This is a genomic window from Paenibacillus sp. M2 (genome assembly GCF_046713495.1).
In the GTDB taxonomy this organism is placed as follows: Bacteria; Bacillota; Bacilli; order Paenibacillales; family Paenibacillaceae; genus Paenibacillus; species Paenibacillus amylolyticus_B.
This window is the reverse complement of sequence record NZ_CP169648.1, coordinates 4,687,754-4,702,400: the sequence shown is the minus strand read 5'-3', so window position 1 is coordinate 4,702,400 and position 14,647 is coordinate 4,687,754. Positions and strand designations below refer to the sequence as shown.

Here is a 14,647-nt window from a genome sequence, read left to right as displayed (position 1 = left end):
GGAGATAAATAAAATGAAAAAAATTCGGAGTTCAACAAAAATAACAAAAGTAGAATATGAGGTTTATTCATATCTTAGTGAGCAAAAAGCAGAGGAACACTACAATGAAATGATCACTGACGGATGGTTTGACGAAGCTTGGAACAATGATTTTGACAATGAGTATGAAGCAAAGGATATTGAATATACAACAATCAGATATAGAAAAGAAACAATACTATAAAATGAATATTTTACTTAAATATGAGGAGGAATAATGAATGAGTACTTTACAATTAGAGAATATTAAGAGACCAAAAATTGATTTTAAGAAGCTTGAGATAGATGAGCATGCAGTTCTACGTGCAAGAGAACGCTTCAAGCGTAAAGATAGAGATGATGCTTTAAGCTACTGTAGGAGTCTTTTGGGTCATTCACGCTATATAGGGGAAACTACCTGCGAAAGAGGAAATCGGGCCCATATGTTTGTTGCGCCGAATAAGGTTGCAATTTATCTAACTCTTGATTTTCGTGAGATAAAAACCCTCATGAAGATCGATGAAAAATCATACATAGTATACGACAAACAGGAAACAAGTGAGGCGGTGAAACCACAACATGTATTTAGTGATGTCAATAAGATACCGCTGCAAGACAAACTAATAAAACTATACAATAGTGAATTTAAAAAACATGATCGACATGAAAAGAAGGTGTTAAAAGAGTTTACGGAATTTCGCTTGATTGCTTCTGTTGAGATTGCTAACTTGAGACTTGAGCAATTCAAATGTAGAGGTAAAGCAAAGAAAGACAAGCTCCAAAACCAAATTCAAGAATTAGAAAAAGAGATAATTGCAAATGAACTGCACTTAAAAGATATTCAGGATGCAAAAAGACGCATCTCATCTGCATTGTCTACCTTACTATCAGAAGACACTTTATAAAAAAATTATTTCATAAGGAGATGAAGAGTTTAATGGAAAATGTTGTGATGAAGAATAACGAAGGCTTTGCACACATTATTAATGACTATTGTGGAAGCAAATATGTATCAAGTTCACCAGAATGTGACGCATGGAATAAATCGAATGTCGTTGTAATTGAGTTTGAAGGAGAGAAATATCTACGACAAACTAGATATTACCCCTACGACCTTTACAGCAGTAGGAGACTAGACGAAATTGACTGGGGCTACATAATTGACAACCAAAACAATATATTACTTATTCATGAAGACGGATCTTATAGCGTATTTAATACCGAGGATTGATTGAAAACAAGATAAAAGGATTCTTTCATCTTAATGGGGGAGGGAAGCAATGGACTACCTTAAGATCTTATCATCAAAGTACAATATGACAGAAAAGTGGACAAGACAAGGTGTTACCGTTTTGAAGAGTAGTGATTTATATATTCAACTAATTGAGCCATATCACAGGACAGACTTTCAGTATTGTTTAAGAGCTGACTTTCCAGAGACGTTTGATAGATGGGGTGTGGCGCTGCTCGAAGAGGAATTCGTAAACGATGGGGGCTTCTTGCAAGTATTAGAGGCTCTTGATACTTTTTTAAAAGATAAAATAATAATAATTCATAATGTTTTGTCAAAAGGCATGAAGTCGGAATAAAAGAAGTATTTCAAAAGGAGTTGCATTTTATCAATGTGCCAGTGTAATCCTTCAATTAAAACCCCTTGGTGTGGAAAAGGTAACTGTGTTCCCACCAAAGAACAAACAGATAAAATGAATGCTGCGATAGAGAAATCAAAAGAAATTATGAATAGGCTGATGAAATAAGTCTTTCAATGATAATTTTAAACAATAAAAATACGAAAAGAGGAAATTATAAATGAATACATACAACTTGATTGCTAACGGAACCGTTATTGAATCTATTGAAGAACAAGGCCGCTGCCAGAACACAATGGCTTACGTTTTAATGGATCGTGTATATGCCCTTACATCTCAATTGAAAGAGCACATTAACGTTATTGTAAAGGAAACTGGAAAGGAGCATTACTATAATGTTTAAACATGGTAAACTATTTTCAGATGGTACATTGAGAGTGCTGAGTCATAGTGGGAATTGGATTAAGTTAAAAGAGGCAGCAGAGAAATATAATACAAAGTAAACTAATGAGGAGCGACTATGTATCGCTCCTTTTAAGTGTAAAAATAAGTATTGATATGTATAATATGATGTGATATAATTTCATTATTAAGTAACAATGTATTGGATCAAGCAATAGTGTACTGTTAAAGTTTACTACTATATAATTATGACATACATAATGACTGTGAAAGGTTTATTTCATAGGGATTTCAGGAGGAGATGTATTATGGTATTTGAAGTTGGAGATGTTTACTTAGCTAATGATGGAGCAAAATATGTTGTATTAAGTGTGAACCACGAAGGCAACTTTCATTTCAGACTCAAGGTGTTGAAAGAAAAGAATCCAAGATCTGTATCCATTCAACTCACAAACACAGTAATTACAGTTTTGCCTGATAATTTTGAATTAGCCAAAGAAGAGCAATCAAAACATGCGGTTAAACTAGATTCTATAGACAAAAATACTATTGAAGAATTAATTGAAAAGACCAAGCTAATCAAATAACTATTTTATAAGAAAGGAATGTTTTTAGTAATTGGATAAACAATGCAAAGATTGTGGTAAAACAAAAGATATTGAGTCGTTTTACCACAATAAAAAGTTAAATAAACACAATCAGTCTTACTATCATCCTGAATGCAAAGATTGTACTAAACTTAGAACGAAGACTTGGAGAAGCAATAACCCAGATAGACAAAGAGAAAATAACAACAGAAGAGATAGGACACCCAAAAGAATAGCAGAAAAAAGACTACATGCAAAAAGACCTGAGTCAAAAAAGAAGCAAAAAGAGTGGCGAGAGTCGGACTTTGGTAAGAAGTACATGAGTCAATTTGGAAAGCAGAGGAATGAAGTTAAAAAGCATTCAATTTCCAAAGAGGAATGGGTTAATTGTAAAAACTACTTTAACTATGAATGTGCGTACTGTGGGCTTAAATCTGAACATCATCTGGTTATGTATCGTGGATTAGAAAAGATTTATGATTTTTGCAAAGATCATTTTGAAGATAGTGGATCTAACTTTCTAGACAATTGCATTCCAGCTTGTAGAAAATGTAACTCATCGAAATGGACATTTGATTTTGAGGAATGGTATCGTAATTATGATCATTTCGATGAGAAAAGGTATAGAAAAATCGTAAAATGGATAGTACAGGACCACAAACAATACATACTCAATAACAACAACTTTAAGGAGGAATAAGGATGAAATTCAAAGATATCAAGCCATACATACAATGCAATAATTACTCTATTGATGTCTCTTTGAGATTTCTGGAGAGCACTATTGAAGATTATACTGAGGAGATGGGACTGGAATTAAATCCAGACTTTCAACGTGGACACGTTTGGAATGAGCGCCAACAGGAGCTGTATATGGAGCACCTGTTGCGCGAAGGGGTGTCTGGTTTAGACATCTACTTTAACCATACTAAATGGCAAGGAACAGAAGGAAAAGGTGATGGTTGGTTCGTGTGTGTTGATGGATTGCAACGCCTTACAACATGTCTTGGGTTCCTTAGAAATCAGATTAAGGCATTCGGACACTTTTACAAGGATTTTGAAGATAAGATACCCATGATGATTCGCTTGAGTTTTCATGTAAACAATCTGAAGACACGCAAAGAGGTTCTTGAATGGTATCTACAAATGAATAGTGGTGGCACAGTACACAGTCAAGAAGAATTGGATCGTGTAGCGGGACTGCTTGCTGCTGAGTATTAATCAAATGGCTATTTCAACATGATATGAAGGTGATGAAATGAGAGAAAGAAAAACGTTATCCAATCAACAAGAAAACTTACTGGGAATGGTGGAAAAATTTAAACAACATGGATTGTCATACGAAGATATTTTAACAGAAAAAGAAAGATTAATTTTGACTTTATTTCTAGAGGGCGGAACTAATGTATCTATTGCTGAAGAAGTTGGACTCACCAAACAAAGAGTAAGTCACATATTGGTCAATAAAAGTCCTTCGATTTATTCAAAATTAAGAGGCAGATGGCAGATCCATTCAGGGGTAAATAAAAGGGGAAGTGAAGTCAAATTAACTAAAGAAGAGGTTTTAAGTAAGCTTGAATCATTGGACAGGGAATTGTTGAACGATGCTTTAAAGGCATTGAATCTACTTCAATTAAAGAGAGTCCTGAGAGAGGCTGAAAGACAAGATCCACAAGAGCCAATCCTTAATCATAACTCTGAAGATATATTAAATGATTTAAGGTTCTAAGTTCAAGTAAAAGATGTGTTTCACTGGGAAAGATATCGACCATGACAGATAAGATTAACCTTTACGTAGACGACCTCAGAGACTGTCCAGAAGGCTTTGTGGTCGCTCGTACATACTACGAAGCAATACATATCCTTGAGAGTAGAGAAGTAGCAATTCTTACATTAGACCATGATCTGGGTGAAGACGTAGACGGTGTAGAGTTACACAATGGATATGACTTGGTTAAGTATTTCTGCGAACATGGATTAAGGGCAGATAAGATATACATACACACCGATAACCCAGTTGGGAGACAGAACATGTACGAGACTCTGTTAGCTGCTCAGCGGAGAGGATTCATTGCAGAGGATATCGAGATATATCATTATCCGATAACGGTGAATAGGTATTCAGGTAAATGATTGAGTGACAGGAGGAATTTAAATTGGCAGTTTATGAAATGAAATTTGATCTTGATAATGAAGTGAAAATTGAGAAAGGGCTACATGCTGGCAAACATGGTTCGATAACTCATATTGAGATTAGCAAATCAGGAATTTCGTATCGCGTTTGGATTCCGTTCGGTGTCGGCGTTAATGACGGGTTTGTTTCTCACCATACAGAAGAAGAAATTAGCAAGACATAACATGGTAAAAGGCATGTTTTACATAGAGAGGAGTGTTAGTATGGATAACAATGAAGTGGTTTTTGAATGTAGAAAATGCGAACACCATCTTTTTGTAGAAAACATTAGTTTAGAACTGATTGATAGAGTTTCGAAAATGGACTGTCCCAATTGTGGACAAGGAGCATATGGTAATTGGATTTTAGTTGGTCTTGGAAATTCCGAGAAACAAAAAGATGATTTTAATTGGGAATGATATGCAAGTTTGATCAAAAAGAGGAGGAAAATCTTCTTTGAAAGTTAAATTGATGGCTACTATTGAAATTGATGAAAAGAAATATCCTAATCTAACAAAAAAAGTTATTAGGAAAGAGTTGCAAGACAATTTTGATCTATATATGCAGCATGTAGAAATTATAGCCAAGGAACAACTCGATGATAAGAATGAGCAGTAAACAAATAATAACTTTTAAAACTTAAAGTTACTGTCTTATAAGGAGTCTAAAGAGGAATTCGAGTGAAATGTAGATTTCACATAGAGAAACCCACCAATTAAATGGCGGGTTTTTTGTTTTGTTCAAATAGCCCCAATTCAGCAGCTTTTGTAAGTAGTAGCGCAAGTGCTTCTTTATTCTGAGAAGCGTCCAGAGACCTCTCAGAACGCCTTGAGGCGATTTCTAGTGATACATCTTGTATCTTTGCTTGATATATCTTTATTTGTGACTCAGTGATCTGTAGGTCATCATACATAGCTTGTAAATATCTAATGATATCCTCAATTGTTTGAGGTTTATCTTTTAAGAGAGAAGGGGGAGATATTTTGTTTTTTATCTTTTTCAGTTTCGCTTCTGAAATTTCGCTTTTGTATCTATGTCGAACTGTGCTATTCCATCTGAAGCCACAAGCCGCGTGTGTACGCTTAAGTTTCAAACCAACTTCAGTAAAAGCACTTAATTGTGTTTTCCCTTTAGCAATATTGGTTAATATAGTTGTAGCCAGTAGTTGATCATCTTCGAAAGTCCAGTTGTCTTTTCTTACCATAAGCTCACCTCATCTTGCCTTTTAATTACATATATATCCTTTTTGTCAATAGTTTATACCTTCTTTTGGTAATATTTTACCCCCTTACTAATTATACTTGACTTATGCCTGATAGAACAAACGTTCCCTATTGTTATATGAAGTGATAGCGATTATAATAATGAATATACAGATAGACAATAAAATAAAAAAAGAATAAATATAATAAATAATAATTATACGGAGCGTGATAACATGGCAGTTGCTATGGATCAATTACTAAATAAAGAAGTTAAAAGACTTGATATGTGGAATGCTAATCTAGGAAGAAACAAAGGAAGTGTCCAAAGCGGAGAGAGACCAGTCGTTGTATTGGGGAATGATAGGGGCAACAAATTTAGTCCAGTTGTAATTGTTGCACCAGTAACAAGCAAAGTAAAGAAACATTTACCTACACATGTAAAAGTGGGAGCAGAAGAGGCAGGACTATATGATGACAGTATCATTTTATTAGAACAAATCATGACTATTTCCAAAGATCAATTAGAATTTAAAATTGCAAGTTTGTCTGAGAAATTTCAGGCTCCAATTAAAAGTGCCTTAGCAGTTTCCCTTCAGATGCTTTAAACACTGTGTTCTATTTATGTAATACTATGAGCTCATTTAAATCTTCAATTTCTAATACTTCACAAATAATAGCTAAATTTTTCAAAGGTATTTGTTTAACATCGTTATTACATAGATCATTAATTGTAGAGTGCCTAATTCCAGTAAGTCGAGAGAATTCTCTATTCGATATATCTCTAGAATCTAAAATAGATTGCAATTTTATTTCGAACCACCAATTTGTACGCATACTTGACATGTAAATAGTCTCCTTTTATAATAGAAATAGTTAGTGGAACGAATATCGTTCCACACAAAGCACATGACAAAAAACTCCCTAAAATCAGGAAGTCATATCATTCTTCATTCTATCATTTTATTTAGTCGCGCAACAAGAGGAGTATATATGAAGAGATATTGGTTAATGAAATTAATTGAGTATGATAGCACATCTAAGATCGAGACTTGGAAGTGTTTAAAATTAGGAGCGGACAAACCGCATGAATTAAGCAACTTTTTGTTTAATGGTTATAGAATATACGATAACAAAGATAATGTAGTTACTCAAACAAAATTAGATTTAACTCAATGGCTAAAAGATAACGCTAAGTCTCAGGAATGAGGCTTTTTTGTGTTCAATAAACGTTTTGCATTAGCTATTATTTTGTAGTAAATTAGAAATTAAGAAGAAAAAAACATCATTTATTTATCGTACTCATTTTAAATGTATTAATAAATTGTTAAGAAACTTTAAAAAATAACTAAATCACCTTTAGATGATGTATTATATTTATTCTTTTATGCTATACTAATTCTAAAGGAGAGTGTACATATTCATGAAAATAGAAAGAATTGAAATTGAAAAAAGGATTATAGTCTCTTTAAATGGAATCAAGAATTCAAGAAAATCTTTAAATGAATTAAATATTATATTATCTGAGTATAATGTACCATTTGGAATTATCGAATCTATAAACTCAAATGCTCATGTTATAACTGAATTAGAGTTACCAGTATTAATCGGAATATCTATTGCACTTTATGATTTAACTAAAGATAATGACTTACATACAGAGTCCTTGTTCGGAGAGAGAGAAAAAAGAGATGCTTTAGATATTCTAAATAGTACACTTAGTGAGAAAATATATCTGCCATTGCCTTTTAGTGATGTTATAAAAATTAAAGATGATAGTTACGTTACGAAAATTTCAGTTAAGCAATTAGTCAAAATGTTCGAAAGCCAACTTATAATATACGATTACGAAGCGCAGCGTGGAGCAAACTATAAGGTGAATAAGTCAGGCGGCATTGTTAAAACCCCAGTCTTGAATAAGGCTAGTGTTAAGCGAATTGCAGGTAAGATGTCTACTAATGATTATTTTGAAGATATGATAACATTTAACGTTTATTCAACGGAAATTGAGCCCTTAACTTTTAATGAAGAACAGAAAACCTTGATTATCAACAATGGATCTATTATATCAATAGTTGATGGATTTCATCGATTACAAGGAGCAGTTGCAGCTCTTCACTTAAATCCAAATTTAGAGTTAGATCTAATATTATCAATTAGATCTTATGATCAGCCAACAGCGCAAAAGTTTTTTGGTCAATTAAACACAATTAATGTTCTGAATAAAGTCAGAAGGAATGAGCTGTCTCAAGTTAGAATGTCAGATAAAGTTGTATCAAACTTACAACGTAAATCTGAATTTGGTAAAAGAATTGTATCCTCAACTAAAATAAATGAATTAAATGGAGATTTAACAACTTTTGATATACTTTCTTATGCGATAGATAAATTGTTTAAAATAGAGAAACAATTTGATGTGCTTCAAACAACAGATTATTTAGACAACTTCTTTGTTTATCTTCTTGGGATATATTCTTTAGAATTCTCTCAAAGAGCCAAAGAAAGTACAAGCACATTAATAAACCATCCTTTAATGTTTATTGGATACACTGTGATTGCGAAGTATATGCAAGATAATAAAGTTGCCTTGAGCGAAATTAAAGAAATGATTAATAAAATTGATTTTGAAGATGAAAATTTAAAGACATTACTCAATGAAAAGGGTATAGCTGGAAACTCTAGAGTGCGCAATAACATAATCGAATATTTTGAATCTTTATTTAGAGGTGTAAAATAAAATGAATAAAATATATGATGATGAATTTTTCAATCCGCTACAGAAAGAAAGGTATTTAAAAGATCAGACAGAGTCAACCAAGAGAGCATATAAAAGAATATTGCTTAGAGCCTCAAAAATTGAAAACAAACTAGGGAAAGACCTTTATGATTTTAATTTAAATGAAATAGGCCAATTACTATATATTTTGAAAGCTACAAAACTTAGTACTGTTATGCATTCTGGAAACATAATTCAAAATTATATTAGATGGGCGATAGCTCAAGATCTACGGGTGGATAATATTAATCCTTTAGACGCTGTTGCTTCAGGCGAGTATTATAAGCAATTTTTAGACACTAGTGAGCCAAACATTTTTCATCACAAAGAAATATTGAAATGGGTCAAAAATTGCGTGAATTATCAAGATAAGCTAGCTATCTTGGCGATATATGAAGGAATCTATGGAAGACAATATAGTGAACTGTTAACACTTAAGATGAGCAGAGTTAAAGAAATAAGCGAAAATCTCCCGGAATATGAAGTAGATCTAGTAAATGAAACATTAGATGGTAATGAAATAAGAACAATTCCTATCTCAAATGATCTATATAATATAATGAGGATTGCGAATACAGAAGAGGTCAATTATAAAAACAATGGATTAACATTTGATGGAATGAGAAACAACAAGAATTATTTGACTAAAACAGATTATGTGGTTCGTGCTGCTGAAGATGCGCGCACCAGAGCGCAGGGGAATACTCCAGCAGCTCCAGCTTTAATAAATAGAAGAATTAAGAAGATCGCTGAACTATATCAAGTTCCAACTCTTACTCCAACTAACATACGAAATAGTGGTATGCTCTATATGGCTCATAATTTACTCGAAGAGCGAAACAAATTGGAGAAAGAAGAGTATGCTTTAGTATGTGAAAGATACAACGTAGGACGTACAAAGAATGGCGATTATGTATATGGCAGACTAAAAGCAGACTTTCTAAATATTGAAAATATAGAATCAATTTATGGAGAAGAATAAAGGATATCTTTATTCTTCTTTTTTTAATAAAATGATTGACGAAGATTGAATCTCGTGGTATATTTAATTTATCAAATACATATATTCATTCTTAAAGAGCGGAGAGATTAGGAAAATGAAAAGCGATCTAATGTATGCCCTGATGTCATTGTTAGATGGAATAACAATTTTTATGTTTGCCTTCGGTTGCTTTAAAGTAAGTTTCAAGGATTATTGGAAAGAAATTTTAGTGAGTAATGTGATAATTTCAGTAGGTACATTCTTGATGAGATCTAACGATGCAATTTCAGGAGCCATCCCATTAATATGTTTCATATTATTAGCAGCACTGTTGACATTTTATTTTAGGATTAGACCGGGGAGTAGCATTAAATTAGCAATCTATGGATTTGGAGCTCAATTCATATCACAGATATCTGTAGCAATACTAATGATGTTTGCTTCTGGGTTAAGTTATTCAGTCACACTAAGTAGTTTCGGATTTTATATTCAACTCATTGGAGATTCAATGTTGATGGTGCTTACTTTAGTCTTACAAAGAAGAAGGATTTGGTATACTACAATGCCATATGATTACACTTTTAAAATTAAAATAAACAAAACAAATGTTATTAGTATCACTATTGGGTTATTAGCAATTATCTTACTTTACAATGTGAAGCAAATTGAAAATGTCTACCTTGGTCTATTATTTTGGATGGTTTGCCTAATAAATATTATCTTTATAGATGTCGTTAAAGAAAAGAGTGAATCAATATGATCGATAGATATGTAAACAACCTTTCCCAAACACTAGTTTCCAAATATCCTAAAGAGTTACCACCATATGGAATAACAAGATACGGAATTAAGTTTATAATCACCAATATCTTACCTATCATGTTATTGTTACTTGTCGGTTTTATGTTAAACAACTATAATAATGTTTTAATGAGTATTCTGTCATTCTCATTACTCAGAATGACTTCAGGGGGATATCACAGTAAATATCCAGAATTATGCTTAGTTTATTCAACAATAATTATAATTTCTATAGCTTCATTTGGTAATAACTTTGAGGGTTTTGAATGGATAATTTCTGGTATAGCTTTAATTTTAGTTACGATATTTGCACCATCAAATATTGAGAATCAAACTAAGATTTTAAAAAAGTATTTTAAGTACTTAAAGTACATATCAATTCTGACAGTGATTGTTGGATCGTTATTTCAGAGTCCGATAGTTAGTTGTTCCATGTTAGCACAAAGCCTCCTTTTAATTCGCCTGAAGGGGGGTGAGAAAAATGATTAAAATGAATTTTATGAAACTTGCAATGACAGCATTTGGTTTTATGTTGACTGCAATTACTATTGCTGGTGTAAACACAGCTAGTTGGACGCTGATTCACAGTGAGCCAGTGCCAGAAGAAATGAAATAACAACAGTGCCCCCTTGTTGGCTATAACTAGGGGGCAGATTTAACAAAATGAGGTGTAACTAAATGAATCATATTATTGTCCAGAGGAAAGAGGGTAAAAAAATAAATGAAGAAGCAGAATGGTTATTATTAGTTGACATAAAATCTTCTATTAAAGAACAAATTGGAGGAAAAAAAGAATATAAAACAGTTTATCAAACTTTTAAAGGAGATGAGTATGTCTATTGCACAAGTAATGATGCAATCATGCGATTGCTTCATAGACATAATGGCTTAGTAGTCGTGGATCGCGGCAGAATGGGCAATCTTCATCATGCAGAGCATATAGATTATGAGAAGGGTAAGATGTTTTTTGATGTAGAATCAAATGATTACATAGAAATCATTGGTGAATCAAGAAAGAGCATTGTTAAGGAGTATTTTAAGAAGCTTTTTGGAAAGCCTTAAAAAAATATAAAAAGAATAAAAATATATAAATATATAGTTATTAAATAATGTTTTAACAGTATATTAATGCTTTGACGAAAGACTTTTATATTGTATAATAAAATGAGAACATAAGTTCTGATTTAGATCATTCGACACACATCGACATTATGATGCCATACTTTCCATTATTATCTACTTGTCAAGCATTTTTAGTAGGGGGGTTAAAGTGTTTGTCAAGTGCTAAAAGATGGATTAAAATATGAGTTAAGGAAATCAACTACAATGTAATAACATGAGAGGAAATGGATATATGAAAAATAGTGTTGATATTAGCAGCAAGTCTATCGGACTTTTAACCATAGCTGAATTCTTTTTCCCAGACTGTCTGAACAACGAAGACTTTGTCAGTAAGTGTAGTGGTATGAATGGATATCAAATCAATGAATATCTGGATAGTTACAGAGTCTCAATGATCTCTGAAACACGATTTGATTCATGCAACGAGTTTGTTAATACATATAGAGACGATGAAACTTCTGCATTGGAGAGGTTGTTCCAAGAAAAAATTAACAGGACTAAACTGGAGACATTGAGATGTAAAAAACCAGAAACTATCTATGAACTTCATGTTCAAGATCCTACTGTGCCATTCAACCATTTTACAGGATATTTCATGTAGCCGGATTTCCCGGCAACAAATAAAGAATAAAAATACATATTTACAATTTAAACATCTTGTATTATACTGAGTAAGTAAGCCAAACAAGTTAATCAAATAATAGTTCCATCAAGAAATTAGATTTGAATAATGAAGCATACGAGAGCATATGAAAGAATGACGGAGATTAAAATAACACGCTTTGCGTGATTATATAAGTACATCATTCAGGAGGCGTGACTATGAGAAATAGAGCATCACCAGCAAAGAATGAGATGAGTTATGAATGACCTTAGAGCCTACATATGGATACTTTCAACTTAGAGGTCAAGTAGTTGGCATGATGAGCGATAAGGCTTATACAGAAGGTGATAACGGTACTTGGAATAGAATCCAATTCGGTGTCAAAGTTAGCAGCAACTCCATAGTGTATGTTGAGCTGATGGGCTCTAAGCAAGATAGAGTTAAGATGTATAAGAAGATTGGGAAGAGAGTGGACAAGGATGATTCAATTACAGTCCCTTGGTCTGACAGATACATTGAGAAGTATAGCTCGTATAGGAATTCATTCAATATTAGATTAAACATTGATGAGAATAGAGAAGCGTCATTATTGCCATATGATTCAATTAAAAGTATCCATGAGAACCTGAGTGAAGGAACGGTTGTTTTAGTCAAAGGATCTCTTCAGATAGATGAGTATAAAGATAAGATACAAGAGAAGTTTGTAATTAAAGAACTATATGATTGCAAATCTTCAGATGATACCCATGGCAATGAGGAAGCATATTTTAACCAAGAGATTGTATACTTGAGCAGCAACAATGATAGTATCCAGACAAAATTGATTTACAGGAAACATGGTGACATTGAGATCGTTCCCTATGAATTCACGACTAAAGATGATGAGCTCTTGAAATATTTTAAAGAGAATATTCAACCTAACTCAACTCTTAGGGTACATGGAGCGATTAGACATTATGTCCCAACAGAGACTGTTGAAGGTTATGAAGTCGTCACAGGTTCAGCAGTTAAAGAATTAGTTATAACAGGTGGAAGTACGAATTCAATAGTTCAAAGCAGATACTCAAACGAAGATCTCGAAGACAATAGAATTATAGGAAGTCCTTTTGAAGAAGAGAAGCAAGACGAAAAAGTTAATGAATGGGGCTTTTGAAAGGATGTGAGAGCATAGATATTTTATCCATGCGCAGCCCACCAAACTAATCATACTCACGGTGGAATGATTGATTATATTAAACAATAAAATAATACATATTAGGAGAGATAATTTAAATGACTAACGAAAAACAACAACTTCAAGAAGGAATTAACAACATTCACATCGAGGGTATCGTGAAAGAAATTCGTATTGAGGAAACTGTGATTAATGGAAAAGATGCTATTACCGGAGAGATCGATATCCAAGAGACAGCGGAATCTACACACACCGTCAACGTATTCTCCTTTAAGATGACAAAGGAAAACAAGGTGAGTGGACTATATAAAGCTATCTGCACAATTAGGGATGAATATAAAACAATTGAAAAAGATGGAATCGAAAATGCCGATAAAGTTCGTATTGAGACAACCAAAAATTTTGATAATGGTAAGGTTGCGAAAAATGAGTATGTAGGACAAGACGGAGAATGGAAGTCTTATCCACAATTGAATGCCAAGTTTGTTAATCGTGTCACTCCAAGTGACGTGTTTGAGCCCCAAGCGAAGTTCACCCTTGAGATTGTTATTGCAGCACTTAAAGATGAAACACGCAATGGTGAAGAGACTGGAAGATTGATTCTTAAGGGTTATATTGTAAACTATCAAGAACAAAAAGATGACTATAAGAAAATTGTTCCTTTTGATTTTATCGTAGATAATCCAACCTCAGTAAATTATGTACAAAATACATATGAAAAAGGGCAGACAGTTAAAGTTTTCGGTAACATTGTTAATCAAACGATCATCACCAAAAAATTGATTGAAGTTGGATTTGGAGAACCGCAGGAACAAATTGACCGGAAAGATGTTCGTGAATATGTGATTGTCGGAGGAACTCCACCTTATGATGATGAAGATAAGAATGCTTTTGATACTAGCCTTGTTCGAGAAGCACTAAAAAAACGCGATGCAGCAATTGAAGTTAAGAAGGAAGAGAAGAAGAAAAAGGGAAATAATTCATCGCAATCCTCCAGTGGATTCGGCAACAATTTTGACAATAAAGATCCTTTCGGTCAAGAGAGTACTAAAGCAAAACCTAAAAACGATGATCCGTTCTCTGATGATGGTAAGCCGATTGATATTTCCGATGATGATCTGCCGTTTTAATTAATACAAAAATAAATAATGGCGGTTTGTTTATCAAGCCGCCCCAATAATCAAGAAAATAATAAAATAATAGGGAGAGATTTTATA

At 33.1% G+C, this 14,647-nt stretch carries 26 protein-coding genes; 24 read left to right on the top strand and 2 right to left on the bottom strand.

What is annotated here, in order from left to right; genetic code table 11:
- Positions 1-13 precede the first annotated feature (13 nt).
- From ACETMN_RS21720 to ACETMN_RS21660, 13 genes are all read left to right on the top strand, one after another.
- Positions 14-223: a hypothetical protein gene (locus tag ACETMN_RS21720; RefSeq protein WP_091019909.1), complete on the top strand. Its 210-nt coding sequence runs from the start codon at positions 14-16 to the stop codon at positions 221-223.
- A 37-nt stretch (positions 224-260) separates the two neighbouring features.
- Positions 261-923 carry a hypothetical protein gene (locus tag ACETMN_RS21715; protein WP_091019911.1) on the top strand — a complete coding sequence of 221 codons (663 nt, stop codon included), beginning with the start codon at positions 261-263 and terminating at the stop codon, positions 921-923.
- 32 nt (positions 924-955) lie between these two features.
- Positions 956-1,249, top strand: a complete 294-nt coding sequence (locus ACETMN_RS21710; protein ID WP_091019912.1) for a hypothetical protein — start codon at positions 956-958, stop codon at positions 1,247-1,249.
- Positions 1,250-1,298: 49 nt separating this feature from the next.
- Positions 1,299-1,607: a hypothetical protein gene (locus ACETMN_RS21705; RefSeq protein ID WP_411735122.1), complete on the top strand. Its 309-nt coding sequence runs from the start codon at positions 1,299-1,301 to the stop codon at positions 1,605-1,607.
- 220 nt (positions 1,608-1,827) lie between these two features.
- Positions 1,828-2,010, top strand: a complete 183-nt coding sequence (locus ACETMN_RS21700; protein ID WP_091019917.1) for a hypothetical protein — start codon at positions 1,828-1,830, stop codon at positions 2,008-2,010.
- Positions 2,011-2,317: 307 nt separating this feature from the next.
- A complete protein-coding gene (locus ACETMN_RS21695; protein WP_091019920.1) occupies positions 2,318-2,596 on the top strand; it encodes a hypothetical protein in 279 nt (92 codons plus the stop codon).
- Positions 2,597-2,627: 31 nt separating this feature from the next.
- Positions 2,628-3,296, top strand: a complete 669-nt coding sequence (locus tag ACETMN_RS21690) for a hypothetical protein (protein WP_091019922.1) — start codon at positions 2,628-2,630, stop codon at positions 3,294-3,296.
- A gap of 2 nt (positions 3,297-3,298) precedes the next feature.
- The gene (locus ACETMN_RS21685; RefSeq protein ID WP_411735121.1) at positions 3,299-3,817 is read left to right on the top strand and encodes a DUF262 domain-containing protein; all 519 of its coding nucleotides are present in this window, start codon (positions 3,299-3,301) and stop codon (positions 3,815-3,817) included.
- Positions 3,818-3,854: 37 nt separating this feature from the next.
- On the top strand, positions 3,855-4,325 hold the full coding sequence (locus ACETMN_RS21680) for a hypothetical protein (protein WP_411735120.1): 471 nt from the start codon (positions 3,855-3,857) through the stop codon (positions 4,323-4,325).
- Positions 4,326-4,366: 41 nt separating this feature from the next.
- Positions 4,367-4,729: a cyclic-phosphate processing receiver domain-containing protein gene (locus tag ACETMN_RS21675; protein WP_411735119.1), complete on the top strand. Its 363-nt coding sequence runs from the start codon at positions 4,367-4,369 to the stop codon at positions 4,727-4,729.
- Between the two features lie 23 nt (positions 4,730-4,752).
- Positions 4,753-4,953, top strand: coding sequence for a hypothetical protein (locus ACETMN_RS21670; protein WP_411735118.1), 201 nt, complete (start codon positions 4,753-4,755; stop codon positions 4,951-4,953).
- A gap of 40 nt (positions 4,954-4,993) precedes the next feature.
- Positions 4,994-5,188, top strand: a complete 195-nt coding sequence (locus tag ACETMN_RS21665; protein ID WP_091019929.1) for a hypothetical protein — start codon at positions 4,994-4,996, stop codon at positions 5,186-5,188.
- Between the two features lie 37 nt (positions 5,189-5,225).
- Positions 5,226-5,387, top strand: coding sequence for a hypothetical protein (locus ACETMN_RS21660; protein WP_179198654.1), 162 nt, complete (start codon positions 5,226-5,228; stop codon positions 5,385-5,387).
- A 97-nt stretch (positions 5,388-5,484) separates the two neighbouring features.
- Here the strand turns inward: ACETMN_RS21660 and ACETMN_RS21655 are convergent, their stop codons facing one another.
- On the bottom strand, positions 5,485-5,973 hold the full coding sequence (locus tag ACETMN_RS21655) for an RsfA family transcriptional regulator (RefSeq protein WP_411735117.1): 489 nt from the start codon (positions 5,971-5,973) through the stop codon (positions 5,485-5,487).
- Positions 5,974-6,207: 234 nt separating this feature from the next.
- Between ACETMN_RS21655 and ACETMN_RS21650 the strand changes: the two genes are divergently transcribed.
- A complete protein-coding gene (locus tag ACETMN_RS21650; protein ID WP_256975341.1) occupies positions 6,208-6,579 on the top strand; it encodes a type II toxin-antitoxin system PemK/MazF family toxin in 372 nt (123 codons plus the stop codon).
- 10 nt (positions 6,580-6,589) lie between these two features.
- Here the strand turns inward: ACETMN_RS21650 and ACETMN_RS21645 are convergent, their stop codons facing one another.
- Positions 6,590-6,808: a helix-turn-helix domain-containing protein gene (locus ACETMN_RS21645; protein ID WP_091019936.1), complete on the bottom strand. Its 219-nt coding sequence runs from the start codon at positions 6,806-6,808 to the stop codon at positions 6,590-6,592.
- Positions 6,809-6,982: 174 nt separating this feature from the next.
- Here ACETMN_RS21645 and ACETMN_RS21640 point away from each other — a divergent pair, with 174 nt between their 5' ends.
- The 10 genes from ACETMN_RS21640 to ACETMN_RS21595 all read left to right on the top strand — a co-directional run bounded on the left by ACETMN_RS21640 (position 6,983) and on the right by ACETMN_RS21595 (position 14,560).
- A complete protein-coding gene (locus tag ACETMN_RS21640; protein ID WP_143786578.1) occupies positions 6,983-7,180 on the top strand; it encodes a hypothetical protein in 198 nt (65 codons plus the stop codon).
- Positions 7,181-7,394: 214 nt separating this feature from the next.
- Positions 7,395-8,708, top strand: a complete 1,314-nt coding sequence (locus tag ACETMN_RS21635) for a DNA sulfur modification protein DndB (RefSeq protein ID WP_411735116.1) — start codon at positions 7,395-7,397, stop codon at positions 8,706-8,708.
- 1 nt (position 8,709) lies between these two features.
- Positions 8,710-9,729, top strand: coding sequence for a hypothetical protein (locus ACETMN_RS21630; RefSeq protein WP_091013411.1), 1,020 nt, complete (start codon positions 8,710-8,712; stop codon positions 9,727-9,729).
- Positions 9,730-9,844: 115 nt separating this feature from the next.
- Positions 9,845-10,489, top strand: a complete 645-nt coding sequence (locus ACETMN_RS21625; RefSeq protein ID WP_091013409.1) for a hypothetical protein — start codon at positions 9,845-9,847, stop codon at positions 10,487-10,489.
- Positions 10,486-11,019 (top strand): accessory gene regulator B family protein, encoded by a 534-nt coding sequence (locus tag ACETMN_RS21620; protein WP_091013407.1) that lies wholly within the window; start codon positions 10,486-10,488, stop codon positions 11,017-11,019. The genes ACETMN_RS21625 and ACETMN_RS21620 overlap by 4 nt, the downstream gene beginning before the upstream one ends.
- Positions 11,012-11,146 carry a cyclic lactone autoinducer peptide gene (locus ACETMN_RS21615; protein ID WP_091013405.1) on the top strand — a complete coding sequence of 45 codons (135 nt, stop codon included), beginning with the start codon at positions 11,012-11,014 and terminating at the stop codon, positions 11,144-11,146. Before ACETMN_RS21620 ends, ACETMN_RS21615 begins: the two co-directional genes overlap by 8 nt.
- A gap of 62 nt (positions 11,147-11,208) precedes the next feature.
- On the top strand, positions 11,209-11,592 hold the full coding sequence (locus tag ACETMN_RS21610; RefSeq protein ID WP_143786460.1) for a hypothetical protein: 384 nt from the start codon (positions 11,209-11,211) through the stop codon (positions 11,590-11,592).
- A gap of 292 nt (positions 11,593-11,884) precedes the next feature.
- Positions 11,885-12,253 (top strand): hypothetical protein, encoded by a 369-nt coding sequence (locus ACETMN_RS21605; RefSeq protein WP_091014411.1) that lies wholly within the window; start codon positions 11,885-11,887, stop codon positions 12,251-12,253.
- Between the two features lie 265 nt (positions 12,254-12,518).
- Entirely contained in the window at positions 12,519-13,409 is an 891-nt protein-coding gene (locus ACETMN_RS21600; RefSeq protein WP_411735115.1) for a hypothetical protein, read from the top strand.
- 119 nt (positions 13,410-13,528) lie between these two features.
- On the top strand, positions 13,529-14,560 hold the full coding sequence (locus ACETMN_RS21595) for a hypothetical protein (protein WP_411735114.1): 1,032 nt from the start codon (positions 13,529-13,531) through the stop codon (positions 14,558-14,560).
- Positions 14,561-14,647 lie beyond the last annotated feature (87 nt).

Coding starts and splice junctions, on each gene's coding strand:
- ACETMN_RS21720 (WP_091019909.1), top strand. CDS start 14: ATGAAAAAAATTCGGAGTTCAACAAAAATAACAAAAGTAGAATATGAG.
- ACETMN_RS21715 (WP_091019911.1), top strand. CDS start 261: ATGAGTACTTTACAATTAGAGAATATTAAGAGACCAAAAATTGATTTT.
- ACETMN_RS21710 (WP_091019912.1), top strand. CDS start 956: ATGGAAAATGTTGTGATGAAGAATAACGAAGGCTTTGCACACATTATT.
- ACETMN_RS21705 (WP_411735122.1), top strand. CDS start 1,299: ATGGACTACCTTAAGATCTTATCATCAAAGTACAATATGACAGAAAAG.
- ACETMN_RS21700 (WP_091019917.1), top strand. CDS start 1,828: ATGAATACATACAACTTGATTGCTAACGGAACCGTTATTGAATCTATT.
- ACETMN_RS21695 (WP_091019920.1), top strand. CDS start 2,318: ATGGTATTTGAAGTTGGAGATGTTTACTTAGCTAATGATGGAGCAAAA.
- ACETMN_RS21685 (WP_411735121.1), top strand. CDS start 3,299: ATGAAATTCAAAGATATCAAGCCATACATACAATGCAATAATTACTCT.
- ACETMN_RS21680 (WP_411735120.1), top strand. CDS start 3,855: ATGAGAGAAAGAAAAACGTTATCCAATCAACAAGAAAACTTACTGGGA.
- ACETMN_RS21675 (WP_411735119.1), top strand. CDS start 4,367: ATGACAGATAAGATTAACCTTTACGTAGACGACCTCAGAGACTGTCCA.
- ACETMN_RS21665 (WP_091019929.1), top strand. CDS start 4,994: ATGGATAACAATGAAGTGGTTTTTGAATGTAGAAAATGCGAACACCAT.
- ACETMN_RS21655 (WP_411735117.1), bottom strand. CDS start 5,973: ATGGTAAGAAAAGACAACTGGACTTTCGAAGATGATCAACTACTGGCT.
- ACETMN_RS21650 (WP_256975341.1), top strand. CDS start 6,208: ATGGCAGTTGCTATGGATCAATTACTAAATAAAGAAGTTAAAAGACTT.
- ACETMN_RS21645 (WP_091019936.1), bottom strand. CDS start 6,808: ATGCGTACAAATTGGTGGTTCGAAATAAAATTGCAATCTATTTTAGAT.
- ACETMN_RS21640 (WP_143786578.1), top strand. CDS start 6,983: ATGAAATTAATTGAGTATGATAGCACATCTAAGATCGAGACTTGGAAG.
- ACETMN_RS21635 (WP_411735116.1), top strand. CDS start 7,395: ATGAAAATAGAAAGAATTGAAATTGAAAAAAGGATTATAGTCTCTTTA.
- ACETMN_RS21630 (WP_091013411.1), top strand. CDS start 8,710: ATGAATAAAATATATGATGATGAATTTTTCAATCCGCTACAGAAAGAA.
- ACETMN_RS21625 (WP_091013409.1), top strand. CDS start 9,845: ATGAAAAGCGATCTAATGTATGCCCTGATGTCATTGTTAGATGGAATA.
- ACETMN_RS21620 (WP_091013407.1), top strand. CDS start 10,486: ATGATCGATAGATATGTAAACAACCTTTCCCAAACACTAGTTTCCAAA.
- ACETMN_RS21615 (WP_091013405.1), top strand. CDS start 11,012: ATGATTAAAATGAATTTTATGAAACTTGCAATGACAGCATTTGGTTTT.
- ACETMN_RS21610 (WP_143786460.1), top strand. CDS start 11,209: ATGAATCATATTATTGTCCAGAGGAAAGAGGGTAAAAAAATAAATGAA.
- ACETMN_RS21605 (WP_091014411.1), top strand. CDS start 11,885: ATGAAAAATAGTGTTGATATTAGCAGCAAGTCTATCGGACTTTTAACC.
- ACETMN_RS21600 (WP_411735115.1), top strand. CDS start 12,519: ATGACCTTAGAGCCTACATATGGATACTTTCAACTTAGAGGTCAAGTA.
- ACETMN_RS21595 (WP_411735114.1), top strand. CDS start 13,529: ATGACTAACGAAAAACAACAACTTCAAGAAGGAATTAACAACATTCAC.